Origin of the sequence: Dankookia rubra (genome assembly GCF_004355005.1) — a bacterium.
Lineage (GTDB): Bacteria > Pseudomonadota > Alphaproteobacteria > Acetobacterales > Acetobacteraceae > Paracraurococcus > Paracraurococcus ruber_A.
Window position 1 is genome coordinate 243,251 of record NZ_SMSJ01000005.1, and the last position, 16,657, is coordinate 259,907.

Below are 16,657 nucleotides of genomic sequence, written 5' to 3' on the forward strand. Positions count from 1 at the left end.
TGGCGGCGCCGCGGCACGACCGGATGCTGATGCGGCTGAGCCGGCCCGAGCTGCGGGAGGCGTATTTCGCCTGGCGCAGCCGCCGCGGCGCGCCGCACCAGCCAAGCTCCGGCGGCGCTGCCCTGGTTCGACGCGGCCGAGATCGAGGCGCTGTCGGGCGCCGCGAAAGCCTATCTGCTGGCGGTCGAGCCGGGCGAGGACGGCCCGCCGCGGCTGCGCTTCCTGCGGGTCGCCGCGGCACTCGCGGCCCGGCCCGGCGGGGCGGTGGAGGGCCGGGTGGCGGATGCGGGGACCGAGGCGGACGAGGTCTTCGGCGGCCTGGCCGCGGCCTTCCAGCGCAGCGGGAGCCTCGGCATCCCTTCTCACGACTACGCGCGCTACGGCTTCCAGGATGGCGGCGAGCCGGTCCATTCCGAACGGATCCTGTTGCCGCTCTCGGCGGACCAGGGTCCGCGGCCGACGCACCTGCCCGGCATCGCCCGCTTCTCCGGGGTGATGTGAGGATGCCGGACCTGACCGGCCCGGCGCTGCCGCGCTTCGACACCCCGCAACTCGCCAGGGCGATCGCGGCCTTGCCGGAGGCGATGCCCGACCGGCCGCCCTATGGCGCCATCCGGGTCGACCAGGCCGGGATCGTCCAAGCCGATAGCGGCGCCGAGCGGCGGCTGTCCGGCTCGGGCCAGCAGCCGCGGCTCGGGCTGGACTTCCTCGCCGGCGTCGCGCCCTGCATGGACCATCCCCGCTTCCGCGGCCGGCTCGAGGCGGCGCTGGCCGGCGGGTGGCTGGACCTCGAATTCGGCTGGACCGGCGATTTCGCCGATGCCGCGCGCAGCGTGCGGGTGCGGTCGGCCAGCGGCGGCGGCTGCTGGAGCTGCATGCTGCGCGAGGACTGACCCTGATTGCCTCCCCCGCCGGCTGCGGCCAGCATGGCGGGATACCGCGTGGAACGGCGGGGGAGGAGAACAGCATGGATTTCAGCGGCAAGGTCGCCATCGTCACCGGCGGCGCCAACGGCATCGGCGCGGCGGTCGCGCGCGGCTTCGTCCAGCGCGGCGGCAAGGTGGCCATCGTCGACCGCGATGCCGAGGCCGGGGAGGCGCTGGCCGCCGAACTCGGCCGCTCCACGATCTTCCGCGCCGCCGACGTGACCCGCGCGGCGGATGTCGCGGCCTATGTGCAGGCCGCGCTCGATGCCTTCGGGACGATCGACTGTTTCCACAACAATGCCGGGATCGAGGGCAAGGTGGCGCCGACCGCCGAGTATGACGAGGCGATCTTCGACGCGGTGATGGGCGTCAACGTCAAGGGCGTCTTCCTCGGCCTGCGGCACGTGCTGCCGGTGATGCTCCGGCAGGGGCGCGGCGCGGTGGTGAACACCGCCTCCATCGCCGGGCTGGTCGGCACCGCGGGGATGCCGGCCTATGTTGCCTCGAAGCATGCGGTGATCGGGCTGACCAAGGTGGCGGCGGCCGAGGTCGGGCCGCAGGGCATCCGGGTGAACGCGGTCTGCCCCGGGCCGATCGACACGCGGATGGTGCAGGACATCGCGAAGCAGGTTTCCCCGAACAATCCCGGCAGCGTCGAGGCACGCTACGCCGCCGGCCTGCCGCTGCGGCGCTACGGCACGGCGGAGGAGGTGGCGAACCTGGTGCTGTTCCTCTGCTCGGGACTCGCCGGCAACATCACCGGGGCGCACTACGTGGTGGATGGCGGGCGGACCGCGGCGCCCGCGGGGATCTCGCAAGGCAGCATGGAGTAAGGCCGCGGGGAAGGTATCCTCCCCGGACCCTTCGTCTGTTTCCGTGGGTCGGCACCCTCCGCGCGGCGGCAGCCGACCCACGGAAAGCCATGGAGGGGTTCGGGGAGGAAATGCTTTTTCCTCCCCAACCTTGCCTTACCATGCTGCCAAACAATGGGGGAAACGCCGATGGCCGGGATCTTCGCCGGGCTGCGGGTGATCGACGCCGCCAGCTATGTCGCCGGCCCCTCGGCCGCCACCATCCTCGGCGATTTCGGCGCCGAGGTGATCAAGCTGGAACCGCCGGGCGGCGATGCCTACCGCGCGCTCTCGACCGCGCCTGGCCAGCCGCGCGGCGAGACCGACTACCCCTGGGTGCTCGACAACCGCGGCAAGCGCGGTTTGATGCTCGACCTGAAGCGGCCGGAGGCGCAGGCGGTGCTGCACCGCCTGATCGCCACCACCGATGTCTTCGTCACCAATGCGGTCCCCCGCCTGCGCGCCGGGCTCGGCATCGCGCCCGAGGCGCTGGCGGCGATCAACCCGCGGCTGGTCTACGCGGCGCTGACCGCCTATGGGGAGACGGGCCCCGAGGCCGACAAGACCGGCTTCGACGCCACCGCCTTCTGGGCCCGCAGCGGGCTGATGGACCTGGTGCGCGCCGATGCCGCCGCGGCGCCGGGCCGCTCGGTCGCCGGGATGGGCGACCACCCCACGGGCATGGCGCTCTACGGCGCCATCGTCACCGCGCTGTACCGGCGGGAACGCACGGGACAGGGCGGCTTCGTGCATGTCGCGCTGCTGGAGGCCGGGCTCTGGTCGAACGGCTTCATGGTGCAGGCGGCGCTGGACGGCGCCCGCTTCATCCCCCGCCCGCCGCGCGACCAGGCGCCGAATGCGCTCGGCAACCTCTACCAGGCCGGCTGCGGACGCTGGTTCCTGATGGCGCTGCTGAACGAGCCGCGGCAATGGCCGGCCTTGCTGCGGGTGCTGGGCGACCCCGCCTGGGGCGACGACCCGCGCTTCGCCACCCAGCCGTTGCGGCGGGAGAATGCGCGCGCGCTGATCGCCCTGCTGGACGCAGCCTTCGCCGCGCGCGGCCTGGCCGAGTGGCGCCCGCTGCTGGATGCCGCGGGCCTGACCTTCGACGCGGTGACGACGACGCAGGAGGCCGCGGCCTCCCCCCAGGCCCGCGCCACCGGCGCCATCCGCCCGACCACCGACGGTGGCTGGACCGTGGACAGCCCGCTGCACGTCGCCGGCGAGGCCAAGGCGCCGGCCGCCCCGCCGCCGGCGCCCGGCGCCGATACCGAGGCGATCCTGGCCGAGCTCGGCCATGCCCCGACGGAGATCGCCCGGCTGCGGGCGGCCGGCGCGCTCGGCTGATCAGACCGCCATCGGCGCGCCGCCGGCCGCGACCGAGCGCACGATCGCCTCGAAGCAGGCGACGGTCGCCACGGCTTCCTCCGGCGGCAAAGGATAGGGCGCGCCGCCCGCGGCCGCCGCGGCGAAGGCGGCGAGCTCGGCCCGCAGCGTATCGACCGGGGCGAAGCCGATGCGCTCGGGCTCGCGGCCGTCCTCCCGCAGGATGATCTCGGTGTCGCCCACCGTCTCGACGCTGGCGCGGTCGCCGAAGGCATGGACCCGCCAGTAGCGCGGCGTCGCCCGCACCGCCGCCAGCGTGCCGGAGATGCCGTTGGCGAATTCGAGCAGGACGGAAAGGCTGTCGAGCGCGCCGGGCGCCGGCTTCTGCACGGCGAGCTGCGTCGAGACCCGCCGCGCCGGGCCGACCAGGTTGGTGAAGGCGTCGAGCACATGCACGCCGGTCCCGGTCAGCCCGCCGGCCGGGGATTCCGCCGGGTCGGCCCGCCAGGGCGCGAAGTTCTGCGACGAGTTCAGGTTGCTCGAGTGCCCTTCTATATGCAGCAGCCGGCCGAGCCGCCCCTCGGCGATGATCGCCTTCATCGCCTGGATGGTCGGCAGGAAGCGGCGATTGTGGCCGATCGCCAGCGGCACCCCGGCGGCGCGGCAGGCCTCGACCGCCGCGACCGCCTCGGCCCGGGTCAGGGTCAGCGGCTTCTCGCAGAAGACCGGCTTCCCCGCCGCCGCCACCGCCCGGATCTGCGCGAGATGCGCGCTGTGCGGCGTGGCGAGCACCACGGCCTGCACCGCGGGGTCGGCCAGCAAGGCCTCGAGGCTGGTGGAGAAGCGCAGCCCGTGCTGCGCCGCGACCGGCGCGCCGGCCTCGGCATGCCGCGCCGCGCCATGGACGAAGCGGAAGCCGGGCAGGTCGCGCCCGGCCTCCAGCAGCATACGCCCCCACCAGCCCAGGCCGACGATGCCTGCCGCGATCATGCTGCCGTTCCTTCCCCGATCGGCGCTGAATCTCCGGCGCGGACGTCCCGCTGGCAACAACGAACCGCCCGGCGGCGCCGGCGTTCGGCCCCGGGGACCCCCGAAGACATGCGCATCCGCCGCGCCCTGACCGGCGCCTTCCTCGCCTTCGTCCTGGTTGCCGGCGGCATCGCCGGCTGGCGGCTGCTGGCCGAGCCCGCGGCCGGGGCCCAGGATCGCAAGGGGCCGGAGCCGCCGGTCACCGTCGTGCTCGCGGCGGCCGAGGCGCGCGACGTGCCGGTCTGGCGCAGTGGCCTCGGCAGCGTGCAGGCCTTCCAGACCGTCACGGTCCGCGCCCGGGTCGATGGCCAGCTCGACGACGTCGCCTTCACCGAGGGCCAGCAGGTGCGCCAGGGCGACCTCCTCGCGCGGATCGACCCGCGGCCTTTCCAGGCCTCGCTCGACCAGGCGGTGGCGCAGAAGGCGCGGGACGAGGCGCAGCTGGCCAATGCGCGGCTGGACCTGCAGCGCTACCAGACCCTGTCGCGCACCGAGGGTGCCTCCAGGCAGCAGCTCGACACCCAGCGCGCCCAGGTGGCGCAGCTGGAAGCCACCGTGCAGTCCGATGCGGCGAGCATCGACAACGCCCGGACCCAGCTCGACTATACCCGCATCACCGCGCCGCTCTCGGGCCGGCTCGGCGTGCGGCTGGTGGACGCCGGCAACATCGTCCATGCCGCCGACACGAACGGGCTGGTGGTGATCGCCCAGCTGCATCCCATCGCCCTGCTCTTCACCCTGCCGCAGGACGACCTGGCCGCGGTGCTGCGCCGCCAGCGCGAGGCGGTGGGCGCGCAGCCCGACGCGACGCCCGAGGGCGGGCCGCGCGAGCCGCCGTCCAACGGCCTGCCGGTGCAGGCCCTGGCGCGCGACGGCCGCGTGCTGTCGGAAGGCCGGCTGCTGCTGGCCGACAACCGGATCGACCCCGCCAGCGGCACGGTGCAGCTCAAGGCCGCCTTCCCGAACCTGGACGACGCGCTCTGGCCGGGACAGCTGGTCAGCGCCCGGCTGCTGCTGGAGACGCGGCGGGGTGCCGTGACGATCCCGGCCGCTGCGGTGCAGCGCGGGCAGGAGGGACCCTTCGCCTATGTGCTGAAGCCCGACCAGAGCGTCGAGCTGCGGAAGCTCCGGCTCGGGCCGCAGGCCGAGGGCAGCGCGGTGGTCGATGAAGGCCTCGCCGCCGGCGAGCAGGTGGTGACGGACGGGCTCCATCGCCTGCGCCCCGGGGCGCGGGTGAAGCCGGCCGGGGCGCAGGCGAGACGGTGACCATCTCCGGCCCCTTCATCCGGCGGCCGATCGCCACCTCCCTGCTGATGGCGGCGATCGTGCTGCTCGGCATCGTCTGCTACCCGCTGCTGCCGGTGGCGCCGCTGCCGCAGGTGGAATTCCCCACCATCCAGGTCACGGTGAACTATCCCGGCGCCAGCCCGGAGACGATGGCGAGCGCCGTCGCCACGCCGCTCGAGCGGCAATTCGCGCAGATCCCCGGCGTCAGCCAGATCGTCTCCACCAGCGCGCTCGGCAATACCAGCATCGCCGTGCAATTCGTGCTGGACCGCGGGATCGACGCCGCGGCGCAGGACATCCAGACCGCGATCAACCAGGCCGGCGGCCAGTTGCCGACCGACCTGCCGCAGCCGCCGCTGTACCGCAAGCTGAACCCGGCCGACCCGCCCATCGTCATCATCGCGGTGCAGTCGGAGGTCTATCCGATCGACCGGGTGGACGACTTCGCCGACACGCGCATCGCCCAGCAGCTTTCGCAGATCCAGGGCGTCGGCCAGGTCAACATCACCGGGGAGCAGAAGCCCTCGATCCGCATCCGCCTCGACCCGGACCGGGTGGCGGCGCTCGGCCTCGGGCTGGAGGACGTGCGGGCGGTGGTGAACAACGCCACCGTCGACCGGCCGAAGGGCGCCTTCGACGGGCCGCGCCAGGCCTTCGCCGTGCTGGCCAACGACCAGGTGCTGCGGGCGGCGCACTGGGAGGACGTGATCGTCGCCTACCGCAACGGCGCGCCGGTGCGGCTGCGCGACGTCGGCACGGCGGTGGACGGGCCGGAAAACCGGCTGATCGGTGCCTGGCAGAACGGCCGGCGCGGCGTCGCGCTGGTGGTCTTCAAGCAGCCCGGCGCCAATGTGGTGGAGGTGGTCGGGCGCATCCGCGACGCCCTGCCGAAGCTGCGCGCCGCGGTGCCGCCGGCGGTCGACGTGCAGGTGGTCAGCGACCGCACCACGACGATCCGCGCCTCGGTCTCCGACATCGAGACCTCGCTCGCGCTGACCTTCGGCCTGGTGGTGCTGGTGGTCTTCGCCTTCCTGCGGGACTGGCGGGCGACGCTGCCGCCGGCGCTGGTGGTGCTGGTCGCCGTGGTCGGCGCCGTCGCCGCGATGTATGCGGCGGGCTTCAGCCTCGACAACCTCTCGCTGATGGCCCTCGTCATCGCCGTCGGCTTCGTGGTCGACGACGGCATCGTCGTGCTGGAGAACATCTTCCGCCGGGTCGAGGACGGGCAGGATCCGGAAGCCGCGGCGCTGGAGGGATCGGGCGAGATCGGCTTCACCGTGCTGGCGATCAGCATCTCCCTCATCGCGGTCTTCATCCCGCTGCTCTTCATGGGGGCGGTGGTCGGGCGGCTGTTCCGCGAATTCGCCCTGGTCGTCACCGGCACCATCCTGCTCTCGGTCTTCGTCTCGCTCACCCTCGTCCCGACCCTCTCGGCCCGGCTGCTGCGCAAGCGCGACGCGGCGGAGGAGCGGGAGAAGCCGGGCCTGCTGCGGAAGCTCGATGCCGGGCTGGAACGCGGCTTCAAGGCGATGGAGCGCGGCTACGGGTGGATGCTCGACCGCGTGCTGCGGCACCGGCCGCTGACGCTCGCGGTCTTCGGCCTGACGCTCGCGGCGACGGTCGCGCTCTATGTCTTCATCCCCAAGGGCTTCTTCCCGCAGCAGGATACCGGCTTCATCGTCGGCACCGCGGAATCCGCGCCCGACACCTCCTTCGCCGCGATGTCGGAGAAGCAGGTGGCCCTGATGGAAATCATCCGCGCCGACCCGGCGGTGGCGAACGTGCTGGCGACGGCGGGCGCCACCGGCGGCACCCAGACCTCCAATACCGGCCGCTTCTTCATCGACCTCAAGCCGCATTCCGCGCGCGATGTCTCCGCCGCGCAGGTGATCGACCGGCTGCGGGAGAAGCTGCACACGGTGCCGGGCGTCGAGCTCTACCTGCAGGCCTCGCAGGACATCAACCTTTCGGCGCGGGGCTCCCGCACCCAGTACCAGTACGTGCTGCGCGACCCGGACCTCGAGGAGCTGAACCTTTGGGCCGGCCGCATGGTGGAGAAGCTGCGCGGCCTGCCCGGCCTCACCGACGTGGCGACGGACCAGCAGCCGGGCGGGCCGACCGCGAAGCTGACCATCGACCGCGACCTGGCGGCCCGCTTCGGCATCCAGCCGCGGCTGATCGACGACACTCTTGCTGATGCGTTTGGCCAGCGCGTGGTGGCGCAGTGGTTCACCCAGCTCAGCTACTACCACGTTGTCATGGAGGTGGACCCGGGCCTGCAGGCCGACCCGCAGGCGGCGCTGCGGCGCCTTTTCCTGCAATCGCCGGCGACCGGCACGCGCGTGCCGCTCTCGGCCTTCGTCACGGTGGACACCGGCGGCACGGCCTATCTCTCGATCAGCCACCTCAACCAGTTCCCCGCGGTGACGCTCTCCTTCAACCTGGCGCCGGGCGTCTCGCTCGGCGAGGCGACGGCGGCGATCGAGGCGGCGCGGCAGGAGCTCGGCGCCCCGGCCTCGGTGCAGGGCGTCTTCCAGGGCAATGCGCAGGCCTTCTACGCGGCGCTGGCCAACCAGCCATACCTCATCGCCGCGGCGATCGTCGCCGTCTACATCATCCTCGGCATGCTCTACGAGAGCTACGTCCACCCGCTGACGATCCTCTCGACCCTGCCCTCGGCGGGGCTCGGCGCGCTGCTGACGCTCTGGGCGCCCGGCTTCGGGCTCGACGTGATGGGGCTGATCGGCATCATCCTGCTGATCGGCATCGTCAAGAAGAACGGCATCATCCTGGTGGACTTCGCGCTGCAGGCCGAACGGCACCGCGGCGCCGGGGCGGTCGACGCGATCCGCGAGGCCTGCCTCAAGCGCTTCCGCCCCATCATGATGACGACCATGGCGGCGGTGCTCGGCGCGGTGCCGCTGGCGCTTGGCATCGGCACGGGGGCGGAGCTGCGCCAGCCGCTGGGATGCGCGATGATCGGCGGGCTGCTGGTCAGCCAGGCGCTGACGCTCTTCACCACGCCGGTGGTCTATATCGCGCTGCACCGGCTGACCCGGCGGCGGGAGTCGGCGCCGGCCGCCGCGCCGCAGGCCGCGCCGGCCGAGTAGCGTCAGCCCAGCCGCGCGCGCGCGTCGGTGCGGCCGAGCCGGGCCAGCAGGTACTCGACCTCCGCCACCGCCCTGGCGCCGAGCTTGCCGCCCGGCGCGCGCTGCGCGGCGGAGCCGATGATGCCGCGCCGCGCCAGCACGTATTTCCGGACGGCGAGGCCGATGCCGAATTGCTGCTCGTAGCGGATCAGCGGCAGGTGCGCATCGAACAGGTCGTGCGCCGCGTCGCGCTGCCCCGCCGCCGAGAGCCGCACGAGGTCGACCAGCATGTCGGGGAAGGCATAGCCGGTCATCGCCCCGTCGGCGCCGCGCTCCATCTCGAATTCGAGGAAAAGGCCGCCGTTGCCGCAGAGGATGGAGATCGGCCGCATGGAGCCTTCGGCGGTATAGCCGCGCAGGGTGCTGATCTTCTCGAGCCCCGGCCAGTCCTCGTGCTTCAGCATGACGCAGGAGGGGTTGTCCTGGACGATGCGGCGGATGACGCCGGGCGTCATCTGCACCTGGAACAGCAGCGGGTAGTCCTGAAGGACGAAGGGGATGTCGGCGCCGATCGCCTGCACCGCCTGGGCGTAGTAGGTGACGATCTGGTCGTCGGTCCGCAGCGTGCTGGGCGGCGCGATCATCACGCCCGCGGCGCCGGCGTCCATCGAGCCCCGCGCCAGCGCCCGCATGGCGGCGAAGCCGGGGGCGGAGACGCCGACGATGATCTTCGCATCGCCCGCCCGCCTGATGATCCGGCGGCTGATCTCGAGCGATTCCGCCTGGTCCAGCTTCGGCGCCTCGCCCATCACGCCGAGGATGGTCATGCCCTCGCAGCCCGCCTCGAGGAAGAAGTCGGTCATGCGGTCGGTGCTGGCCTCGTCGATCCGGCCGTCGTCGTGGAAGGGCGTCGGCGCGATGACGTAGACGCCCTTCGCGGTTTCATCGAGACGCATGCTCGGGGTCCTTGTTCGCTCAGGCGACCTGATCGGCCAGCCGGTCCAGATGGGTGGCTGTATCACCGAAGAGGTGCTCGATCACCATCACCCGGCGGAAGAAATGACCGACGGCATATTCCTCCGTCATGCCGATCCCGCCATGCAGCTGGACCGCGTTCTGCGAGACGAACCGCCCGGCCTGGCCGACGCCGACCTTGGCCATGGAGATGCTGCGGGCGCGCTCGGCCGCATCCTCCTCCTCCAGCGACATGGTCGCCAGCATGGCCATGGACCGGCCCTGCTCCATCGCCACCAGCATCTCCGCGGCGCGGTGCTGCAGCGCCTGGTTGTCGCCGATCGGCTTGCCGAATTGCTGGCGCGTTTTCAGGTAGTCGAGCGTCATGGCCTGCATCGCCTCCATGGTGCCGATGACCTCGGCCGAGGTGGCGGCGATGCCGGCCTCGACCACCCGCTGGATGGTGGGCAGGGCACCGTCCACCTCGCCCAGCAGCGCCTCGCGCGGCACCTGCACGCCGCTGAGGGAAAGCTCCGCCGCCCGCGTGCCGTCGCGCAGCGCATAGCCGCGGCGGGCGAGGCCCGGCGCGTTCCCATCCACCAGGAAGAGCGAGAGCCCGCCGGCATCGTCGCGGCCGCCGGAGGTGCGGGCCGAGACGATGAGCCGGTCGGCGCAGTCGCCGTGCAGGACGACGCTCTTCGCCCCTTCCAGCACGAAGCCGCCATCCTTCGGCTTCGCCGTGGTCAGGATGTCGGTCAGGTCGTAGCGCGCCTGCCGCTCGTAATGCGCGAAGGCGAGCTTCATGGTGCCGGCCGCGACCTCCGGCAGGATCTCGCCCTGCTGGGCGTCGGTGCCGGCGAGGCGCAGCGCGGTCGCGCCCAGCACCACGGTGGCCAGGTAGGGCTCCAGCACTAGGTGGCGGCCGAAGGCCTGCATCAGCAGCATGACGTCGACCGGGCCGCCGCCGAAGCCGCCGTGATCCTCGGCGATCGGCAGGCCGAGCAGGCCGAGCTCGGCATAGCGCTGCCAGAGCGCCTCGCTCCAGCCCGTCGGCGTCTTGAGCAGGGCCTTGCGCTGCTCGAAGCCGTATTCGGCCGAGAGCAGGCGGGTGACGCTGTCGCCCAGCAGGCGCTGGTCGTCGGTGAGATCGAAGTCCATTACAGCCCCAGCACCGCTTTGTTCAGGATGTTCTTCTGGATCTCGTTGGTGCCGCCGTAGATCGAGGCGGCCCGCAGCATGAGATAGGCCGGCGCCATCTGCGGCGCCCATTCGGGCCCGATGGCGGGCTCGTTGGCGAAGGCCTGCAGCTCCTGCTGCCAGACCGGCATGGCCTGCGGCCCGCCGACATCCATCACCAGCTCGCTGCTCGCCTGCAGCAGCTCCGTCCCCTTGATCTTCAGCACGGAGGAGAGCGGGTCCGGCCTGTTGCCGCCGGCCTTGGCGAAGGCCGAGACGACGCGGAGCTGGGTGATCTCCAGCGCCTTCATGTCGACCTCGACCTGAGCGACGCGGGCGCGGAAATTGCGGTCCTCGATCAGCGGCTTGCCGTTCATCCGCACCTCGCGCGCCACCTCCTTCGCGTAGCGCACCCGCTCCTTGGATTTACCCAGCCGGGCGATGCCGGTGCGCTCGTTGCCCAGCAGGTACTTGGCGACGCTCCAGCCCTTGTTCTCCTCGCCGACCAGGTTCTCCACCGGCACCTTCACGTCGGTGAAGAAGACCTCGTTCAGGTGGTGGCTGCCGTCGATCGAGATGATCGGCCGCACCTCGATCCCCGGCGTCTTCATGTCGATCAGCAGGAAGGAGATGCCCTCCTGCCGCTTCGCCGCGGTCGGGTTGGTGCGGACGAGGCAGAAGCACCAGTCGGCATTGTGCGCCGTCGATGTCCAGATCTTCTGGCCGTTGACGACGTAGTGGTCGCCCTCCCGCTTCGCCGCCGTCCGCAGGCTGGCGAGGTCGGACCCGGCACCGGGCTCGGAGAAGCCCTGGCACCACCAGTCGTCGAGGTTGCGGGCACGCGGCAGGAAGTGGCTCTTCTGCGCCTCGGTGCCGAACTGGATCAGCACGGGGCCGAGCATGGTGATGTTGAAGGAGAGCATCTCGGGCGCCGGCGCCGAAAGGTTCTCCTCAAGGAAGATCATCCGCTGGATCGCCGTCCAGCCCGGGCCGCCGTATTCCTTGGGCCAGGAGAAGGCCGCCCAGCCCTTGGCGTTCAGGATGCGCATCCAGGCGACGGTGTCCTGCTTGCGCGGGGGATAGCCGAGCCGCATGCGCTCGCGCGTCTCGGCCGGCAGGTTGTCGCGGATGAAGGCGCGGACTTCCTCGCGGAAGGCGGTCTCCTCGGGCGTGAATCGCAGGTCCATGGTCCGTTTCCCTTGGCTGAAAGACTAGCGCAGCTGCGGCGCCTTCAATTCGCGGAACTGGCCGCCCTGCTCGGCGACCTGGCGCAGCAGCGGGGCCGGCGCCCAGCGCGCGCCGTAGCGCTGGTGCCAGGCGGCGACCTGGTTGTAGACCGCCTGCGCGCCGATGCCGTCGGCCCAGAACATCAGGCCGCCACGGTAGCGCGGGAAGCCGAAGCCGCTCAGCCACATCACGTCGATGTCGCTGGCCCGCAGCGCCTTGCCCTCCTCGATCATCTTGCAGGCCTCGTTCAGCGAGCCGAGGAGCAGGCGCTGCAGCACCTCCTCGTCGGAGAATTCGCGCTGGGCGATGCCCTTCTCCGCGGCGACCTCCTTGATGATGCGGCGCACCTCGGGGTCCGGATGCGGCGTGCGGTCGCCGGGATCGTAGCGGTACCAGCCGGCGCCGGCCTTCTGGCCCTTGCGGCCCATCTCCACCAGACGGTCGGGGATCGGCAGCATGCGGTAGTTCGGGTCCTCGGCCAGCCGCCGCCGCCGCGTCTGGTAGCTGACGTCGAGGCCCGAGAGGTCGTTCACCGCGAAGGGGCCCATGGGGTAGCCGAACTCGACCATGACGCGGTCGATCTGCTCCGGCAGAGCGCCCTCCTCCACCATCAGGTTCTGTTCCATGGTGAAGGGGATGCGGCTGCGGTTGGCGACGAAGCCGTCGCAGTTGCCGGCATAGGCGCTGATCTTGCCGATGGCGCGGCCGAGCTTCATCGCCGCCGCCATGGTCGCCGGCGCGGTTTTCGTCCCCTCCACCACCTCGAACAGCTTCATGACGTTGGCGGGCGCGAAGAAATGCGTCCCCGCCACCGCCTCCGGCCGCTGCGTCGCACCCGCAATCTTGTCGATGTCGATCGCCGAGGTGTTGCTGAAGAGCAGCGCGCCGGGCTTCATCACCCGGTCCAGCTCCCGGAACACGCCCTGCTTGACGTCGAGCTGCTCGAACACCGCCTCTATCACCGCGTCGCATTCGGCGATGGCCTCGTAGCCCTCGACCGGCTCGATCAGCGAAAGGCGCCGGTCCATCGCCGCCTGGTCCAGGCTGCCGCGCTTCACGCTGACCGCGTAGTTGTCGCGGATCCGCGCCAGGCCGCGCGCCAGTGTCTCGGCCGAGGCATCCAGCAGCTTCACGGGCAGGCCCGCATCGGCGCAGCTCATGGCGATGCCGCCGCCCATGGTGCCGGCGCCGACCACCGCGACGCTGCGGATCTCGGGCGTCGGGATGTCCTTCGGCAGGTGCGGCAGCTTCGCCACCTCGCGCTCGGCGAAGAAGGCGTAGCGGAGCGCGCGGGCCTCGTCCGAATTCTCCAGCTCGCCGAAGAGCCGCTTCTCCTCGGCGATCCCCTCGGCGAAGGGCAGCCGCGTCGCCGCCTCCACCGCCGCGATGGCGTTGTAGGGCGCCTTCTGGTTGCGCGCCTTGCGGGCGATGGCCTTGCGCGCGGCCTCGAAGATTCCCGCCTCGGCGGCCGCCGGCGGCATCCCGCCGATGCGGCGCAGCGGCTTGTCGGCGATGCCCTTGGCGAAGGCGATGGCGGCGCCGCGCAGGTCGCCCTCGACCAGTTCGTCGACGATGCCGAGCGCCTTGGCCTCCGGCGCCGGAACATGCCGTCCCGTCGTGATCATCTCCAGCGCCGGCTGCGGCCCGATCAGCCGCGGCAGGCGCTGGGTGCCGCCGCCGCCGGGGATGATGCCGATCAGCACCTCCGGCAGCCCGACCTTGGCGGCGGGCACCGCGATGCGCCAGCTGCAGCAAAGCGCATTCTCGAGGCCGCCGCCCAGCGCATAGCCGTGGATGGCCGCGACCACCGGCTTGGTGCTGCCCTCCAGCGCGTCGTAGCTGCGCCGCGCCGGCGTTTCCCGCTTCGTGCCGAAGCGGCGGATATCGGCGCCGGCGATGAAGCTGCGGCCGGCGCCGATCAGCACCATGGCGCGCACCGCCGGGTCGGCCACGCCGCGGTCCACCGCGGCGACGATGCCGTCCGAGACGCCCGCGCCCAGCGCATTCACCGGCGGGTTGTCGACGGTGATGATCCCGATGCCGTCCTCGACCTCGAACCGCACCACGTCCCGTTCGGTCATGCCCGTCTCCCCTATCGTACCAGCAGGCCGGCCGCGGCGGCGGCGCGGCGCGAGAGATCCGCCTCCTGCCGCAGCAGCGCGGCGAAGCCCGGCGGCGTCGTCGCCGCGGCATCCGCCATCAGGCTGCCGGTCTCCTCGATCCGCGCGCGCAATGCCGGCTCGGCCAGCGCCGCGGCGAAGGCCGCCTGCAGCGTGGCCGTGATCGGCGCCGGGGTGCCGGCGGGCACCAGGATGCCGATGAAGGAGACCAGCCCGCCGCCCGGCACGCCGGCCTCGGCCAGGGTCGGGATATCAGGCAGCAGCGGCAGGGGCCGCGGCAGCGCGGCGGCGATGATCGGCAGCTGGCCGTCGCGGTGCAGCGGCAGGGCGGTGGTGATCTGCTCCATCGAACTGGCCAGCGCGCCGCTCAGCAGGTCGGGCGTCGCGCCGCCGCTGGACCGGTAGGGCACGTGCACCAGGCCGATGCCGGTGGCGGCGTTCAGCAGCTCGATGTTCAGGTGGTTGGAGGTGCCGCTGCCGGCCGAGCCGCATTGCAGCTGGCCCGGCCGCGCCTTGGCATAGGCCAGGAACTCGGCAAAGGTCTTTACCGGCAGCTTCGGGCTCGCCACCAGCACCTGCGGCGTGCGGAAGCAGAGGCAGACCGGGGCGAAGTCCTTCGCGGGGTCGTAGGGCACCCGCTCCATGATCAGCGGGTTGATGGTCAGCGCGCCGTTCGACCCGAGCAGCAGGGTGTATCCGTCGGGTGCGGCGCGGGCGACGGCCTCGGTGCCGATATTGCCGCCGGCACCAACGCGGTTCTCGATGACGACGGGCTGGCCGAGCCGCTCCGCCACGCCGGGGACCAGCATGCGCGCCAGGGTGTCGAGGTTGCCGCCGGCGCCGAAGGGCACCACCAGGCGGATCGGCCGGTCGGGGAAGCGCGGCTGCGCGCGCAGCAGCCCGGGCATGGCAAGGCCGGCGCCCGCGGCGAGCGCCATGCGGCGCGAGATCCGGACCGGCCTTGGGCTGCGGGCCATCTGTTCCTCTCCCCTGGCGCGTCTGCGCGCGCCCCGCGGCAGTCAACCACCGCCGCGGGCGGCGCGCCACCCCCGGCTCTGGCCCTTGCCGCGAAGCTGCGGCTACACTCGGCGCAACGCCGCTCGAAGGCAGCCAGGGGAACCGTCCGCGGATGATCGACAAATTCGTGCGCTCGATGGCGGAGGCCATGGCCGGCATCCGCGACGGCGCGACCGTGCTGATCGCCGGCTTCGGCGATGTCGGCATGCCGAACGCGCTGCTCGACGGGCTGATCGAGCAGGGCGCCGGCAACCTCACCGTCGTCGTCAACTCCGCGGGGCGCGTGCACAAGCCGGGCGCCGCCACCCAGGGCATCGCCCGGCTGATCGAGCTCGGCCGCGTGCGGAAGGTGATCACCAGCTTCGTGCGGGCGCAGAGCATCGCCGGCGACTGGGTGCGCGACGGCCGGATGGAGGCCGAGGTGGTGCCGCAGGGGACGCTCGCCGAGCGCATCCGCGCCGCCGGCGCCGGCGTGCCGGCCTTTTTCACCCCGACCGGCGCCGGCACGCTGGTCGCCGAGGGCAAGGAGGTGCGCAGCTACAACGGCCGCCCCTGCATCCTGGAAGAAGCCTTGCCCGGCGACGTGGCGCTGGTCGAGGCATGGATGGCCGACCGCTGGGGCAACCTCGTCTTCCGCGACGCCAGCCGCAACTTCAACCCGATCATGGCCATGGCCGGCGCGCTGACCGTGGTGCAGACGCACCATGTCTGCGATGTCGGCCAGCTGCCGGCGAACGAGATCGTCACCCCCGGCATCTTCGTCGATCGCGTGCTGCATGTCGCGGCCGGCGATCCGAAGCTGACGCGCTGACGGGAGGCGAGGCGATGAACGACGCAGCACAGGGCTACAAGCCGCTCGGCCGCACCGGCATGGCGGCGCGGCTGGCGCAGGACATCCCGGAGGGGTGGTACGTCAACCTCGGCATCGGCATCCCGACCTTGGTCGCCGACCACATCCCCGCGGACCGCGAGGTGGTGGTGCATTCCGAGAACGGCATCCTCGGCATCGCCGCGGCGCCGGAGCCGCACAAGGAGAATCCCTGGCTGATCAATGCCAGCTCGCAGCGCGTCAGCCTGCGGCCGGGCGGCAGCTTCTTCCACCACGCCGACAGCTTCGCCATGGTCCGCGGCGGGCATCTCGACCTCTGCGTGCTCGGCGGCTTCCAGGTGGCGGCGAACGGCGACCTGGCGAATTGGGCGCATTCGGCCAACGAGGTGGGCCGGCAGATCGGCGGGGCGATGGACCTGGCGGTCGGCGCCAAGCGGGTCTGGGTGGTGATGGAGCACGTCACCAAGGACGGCCAGGCGCGCATCCTGCGGCAATGCAGCTACCCGCTGACCGCGGCGGCCTGCGTCAGCCGGGTCTATACCAACCTCGCGGTGCTGGACGTGACGCCGCGCGGCTTCGTCGTCATCGACATGATCCCCGGCCTCGGCTTCGACGAGTTGCAGGCGTGGACGGAGGCACCGCTGCTGCGCGCCTGACGCAGGCCGCCGCAGGGCGGAACCGGCCGGGGGCGTGAACCTGCTGCGCAGAGAACAAGCTAGTGTCCTGATCTCGAAGTTCCTACGATTCTGATGCAGGGTCGTGGGGGCTGGCGATGGGCAAGGCGGCGGTGGCGATCGAGCTGACGACGCCGGAGCGGCGGGAGTTG

Annotated in this window: 14 protein-coding genes; 8 read left to right on the forward strand and 6 right to left on the reverse strand. The window is 72.0% G+C overall.

Features of this window, described 5'->3' with window-relative positions; genetic code table 11:
* Positions 1-276: 276 nt before the first annotated feature.
* From E2C06_RS39185 to E2C06_RS06900, 4 genes are all read left to right on the forward strand, one after another.
* Positions 277-501, forward strand: a complete 225-nt coding sequence (locus E2C06_RS39185) for a hypothetical protein (protein WP_241671150.1) — start codon at positions 277-279, stop codon at positions 499-501.
* A 2-nt stretch (positions 502-503) separates the two neighbouring features.
* Entirely contained in the window at positions 504-893 is a 390-nt protein-coding gene (locus E2C06_RS39190) for a hypothetical protein (RefSeq protein ID WP_241671151.1), read from the forward strand.
* 74 nt (positions 894-967) lie between these two features.
* Positions 968-1,759: an SDR family NAD(P)-dependent oxidoreductase gene (locus E2C06_RS06895; RefSeq protein WP_133287845.1), complete on the forward strand. Its 792-nt coding sequence runs from the start codon at positions 968-970 to the stop codon at positions 1,757-1,759.
* Positions 1,760-1,927: 168 nt separating this feature from the next.
* A complete protein-coding gene (locus tag E2C06_RS06900) occupies positions 1,928-3,124 on the forward strand; it encodes a CaiB/BaiF CoA transferase family protein (RefSeq protein ID WP_133287846.1) in 1,197 nt (398 codons plus the stop codon).
* On the opposite strand, the gene E2C06_RS06905 is transcribed toward E2C06_RS06900, so the two are convergent.
* Positions 3,125-4,093, reverse strand: a complete 969-nt coding sequence (locus E2C06_RS06905) for a Gfo/Idh/MocA family protein (RefSeq protein WP_133287847.1) — start codon at positions 4,091-4,093, stop codon at positions 3,125-3,127.
* Between the two features lie 108 nt (positions 4,094-4,201).
* Between E2C06_RS06905 and E2C06_RS06910 the strand changes: the two genes are divergently transcribed.
* Together E2C06_RS06910 and E2C06_RS06915 are read left to right on the forward strand one after the other, a co-directional pair.
* Positions 4,202-5,398, forward strand: coding sequence for an efflux RND transporter periplasmic adaptor subunit (locus tag E2C06_RS06910; RefSeq protein ID WP_133287848.1), 1,197 nt, complete (start codon positions 4,202-4,204; stop codon positions 5,396-5,398).
* Positions 5,395-8,529 carry an efflux RND transporter permease subunit gene (locus tag E2C06_RS06915; RefSeq protein ID WP_133287849.1) on the forward strand — a complete coding sequence of 1,045 codons (3,135 nt, stop codon included), beginning with the start codon at positions 5,395-5,397 and terminating at the stop codon, positions 8,527-8,529. Before E2C06_RS06910 ends, E2C06_RS06915 begins: the two co-directional genes overlap by 4 nt.
* 2 nt (positions 8,530-8,531) lie before the next feature.
* On the opposite strand, the gene E2C06_RS06920 is transcribed toward E2C06_RS06915, so the two are convergent.
* From E2C06_RS06920 to E2C06_RS06940, 5 genes are read right to left on the reverse strand one after another with little or no spacing between them, the layout of a single operon-like run.
* The gene (locus E2C06_RS06920) at positions 8,532-9,464 is read right to left on the reverse strand and encodes a dihydrodipicolinate synthase family protein (protein ID WP_133287850.1); all 933 of its coding nucleotides are present in this window, start codon (positions 9,462-9,464) and stop codon (positions 8,532-8,534) included.
* A 19-nt stretch (positions 9,465-9,483) separates the two neighbouring features.
* A complete protein-coding gene (locus E2C06_RS06925; protein ID WP_133287851.1) occupies positions 9,484-10,620 on the reverse strand; it encodes an acyl-CoA dehydrogenase family protein in 1,137 nt (378 codons plus the stop codon).
* Positions 10,620-11,825 (reverse strand): acyl-CoA dehydrogenase family protein, encoded by a 1,206-nt coding sequence (locus E2C06_RS06930; protein ID WP_133287852.1) that lies wholly within the window; start codon positions 11,823-11,825, stop codon positions 10,620-10,622. The genes E2C06_RS06925 and E2C06_RS06930 overlap by 1 nt, the downstream gene beginning before the upstream one ends.
* 24 nt (positions 11,826-11,849) lie before the next feature.
* Entirely contained in the window at positions 11,850-13,946 is a 2,097-nt protein-coding gene (locus tag E2C06_RS06935) for a 3-hydroxyacyl-CoA dehydrogenase NAD-binding domain-containing protein (protein ID WP_133287853.1), read from the reverse strand.
* An 11-nt stretch (positions 13,947-13,957) separates the two neighbouring features.
* Positions 13,958-14,962, reverse strand: a complete 1,005-nt coding sequence (locus tag E2C06_RS06940; RefSeq protein WP_133287854.1) for a Bug family tripartite tricarboxylate transporter substrate binding protein — start codon at positions 14,960-14,962, stop codon at positions 13,958-13,960.
* Between the two features lie 152 nt (positions 14,963-15,114).
* Between E2C06_RS06940 and E2C06_RS06945 the strand changes: the two genes are divergently transcribed.
* Together E2C06_RS06945 and E2C06_RS06950 are read left to right on the forward strand one after the other, a co-directional pair.
* Positions 15,115-15,813 (forward strand): CoA transferase subunit A, encoded by a 699-nt coding sequence (locus E2C06_RS06945; protein WP_133287855.1) that lies wholly within the window; start codon positions 15,115-15,117, stop codon positions 15,811-15,813.
* A gap of 14 nt (positions 15,814-15,827) precedes the next feature.
* Positions 15,828-16,487, forward strand: a complete 660-nt coding sequence (locus E2C06_RS06950) for a 3-oxoacid CoA-transferase subunit B (RefSeq protein ID WP_133287856.1) — start codon at positions 15,828-15,830, stop codon at positions 16,485-16,487.
* Positions 16,488-16,657: the final 170 nt, after the last annotated feature.

Coding starts and splice junctions, on each gene's coding strand:
- E2C06_RS06900 (WP_133287846.1), top strand. CDS start 1,928: ATGGCCGGGATCTTCGCCGGGCTGCGGGTGATCGACGCCGCCAGCTAT.
- E2C06_RS39190 (WP_241671151.1), top strand. CDS start 504: ATGCCGGACCTGACCGGCCCGGCGCTGCCGCGCTTCGACACCCCGCAA.
- E2C06_RS06910 (WP_133287848.1), top strand. CDS start 4,202: ATGCGCATCCGCCGCGCCCTGACCGGCGCCTTCCTCGCCTTCGTCCTG.
- E2C06_RS06895 (WP_133287845.1), top strand. CDS start 968: ATGGATTTCAGCGGCAAGGTCGCCATCGTCACCGGCGGCGCCAACGGC.
- E2C06_RS06950 (WP_133287856.1), top strand. CDS start 15,828: ATGAACGACGCAGCACAGGGCTACAAGCCGCTCGGCCGCACCGGCATG.
- E2C06_RS06905 (WP_133287847.1), bottom strand. CDS start 4,093: ATGATCGCGGCAGGCATCGTCGGCCTGGGCTGGTGGGGGCGTATGCTG.
- E2C06_RS06930 (WP_133287852.1), bottom strand. CDS start 11,825: ATGGACCTGCGATTCACGCCCGAGGAGACCGCCTTCCGCGAGGAAGTC.
- E2C06_RS06945 (WP_133287855.1), top strand. CDS start 15,115: ATGATCGACAAATTCGTGCGCTCGATGGCGGAGGCCATGGCCGGCATC.
- E2C06_RS06935 (WP_133287853.1), bottom strand. CDS start 13,946: ATGACCGAACGGGACGTGGTGCGGTTCGAGGTCGAGGACGGCATCGGG.
- E2C06_RS06920 (WP_133287850.1), bottom strand. CDS start 9,464: ATGCGTCTCGATGAAACCGCGAAGGGCGTCTACGTCATCGCGCCGACG.
- E2C06_RS06940 (WP_133287854.1), bottom strand. CDS start 14,962: ATGGCCCGCAGCCCAAGGCCGGTCCGGATCTCGCGCCGCATGGCGCTC.
- E2C06_RS06925 (WP_133287851.1), bottom strand. CDS start 10,620: ATGGACTTCGATCTCACCGACGACCAGCGCCTGCTGGGCGACAGCGTC.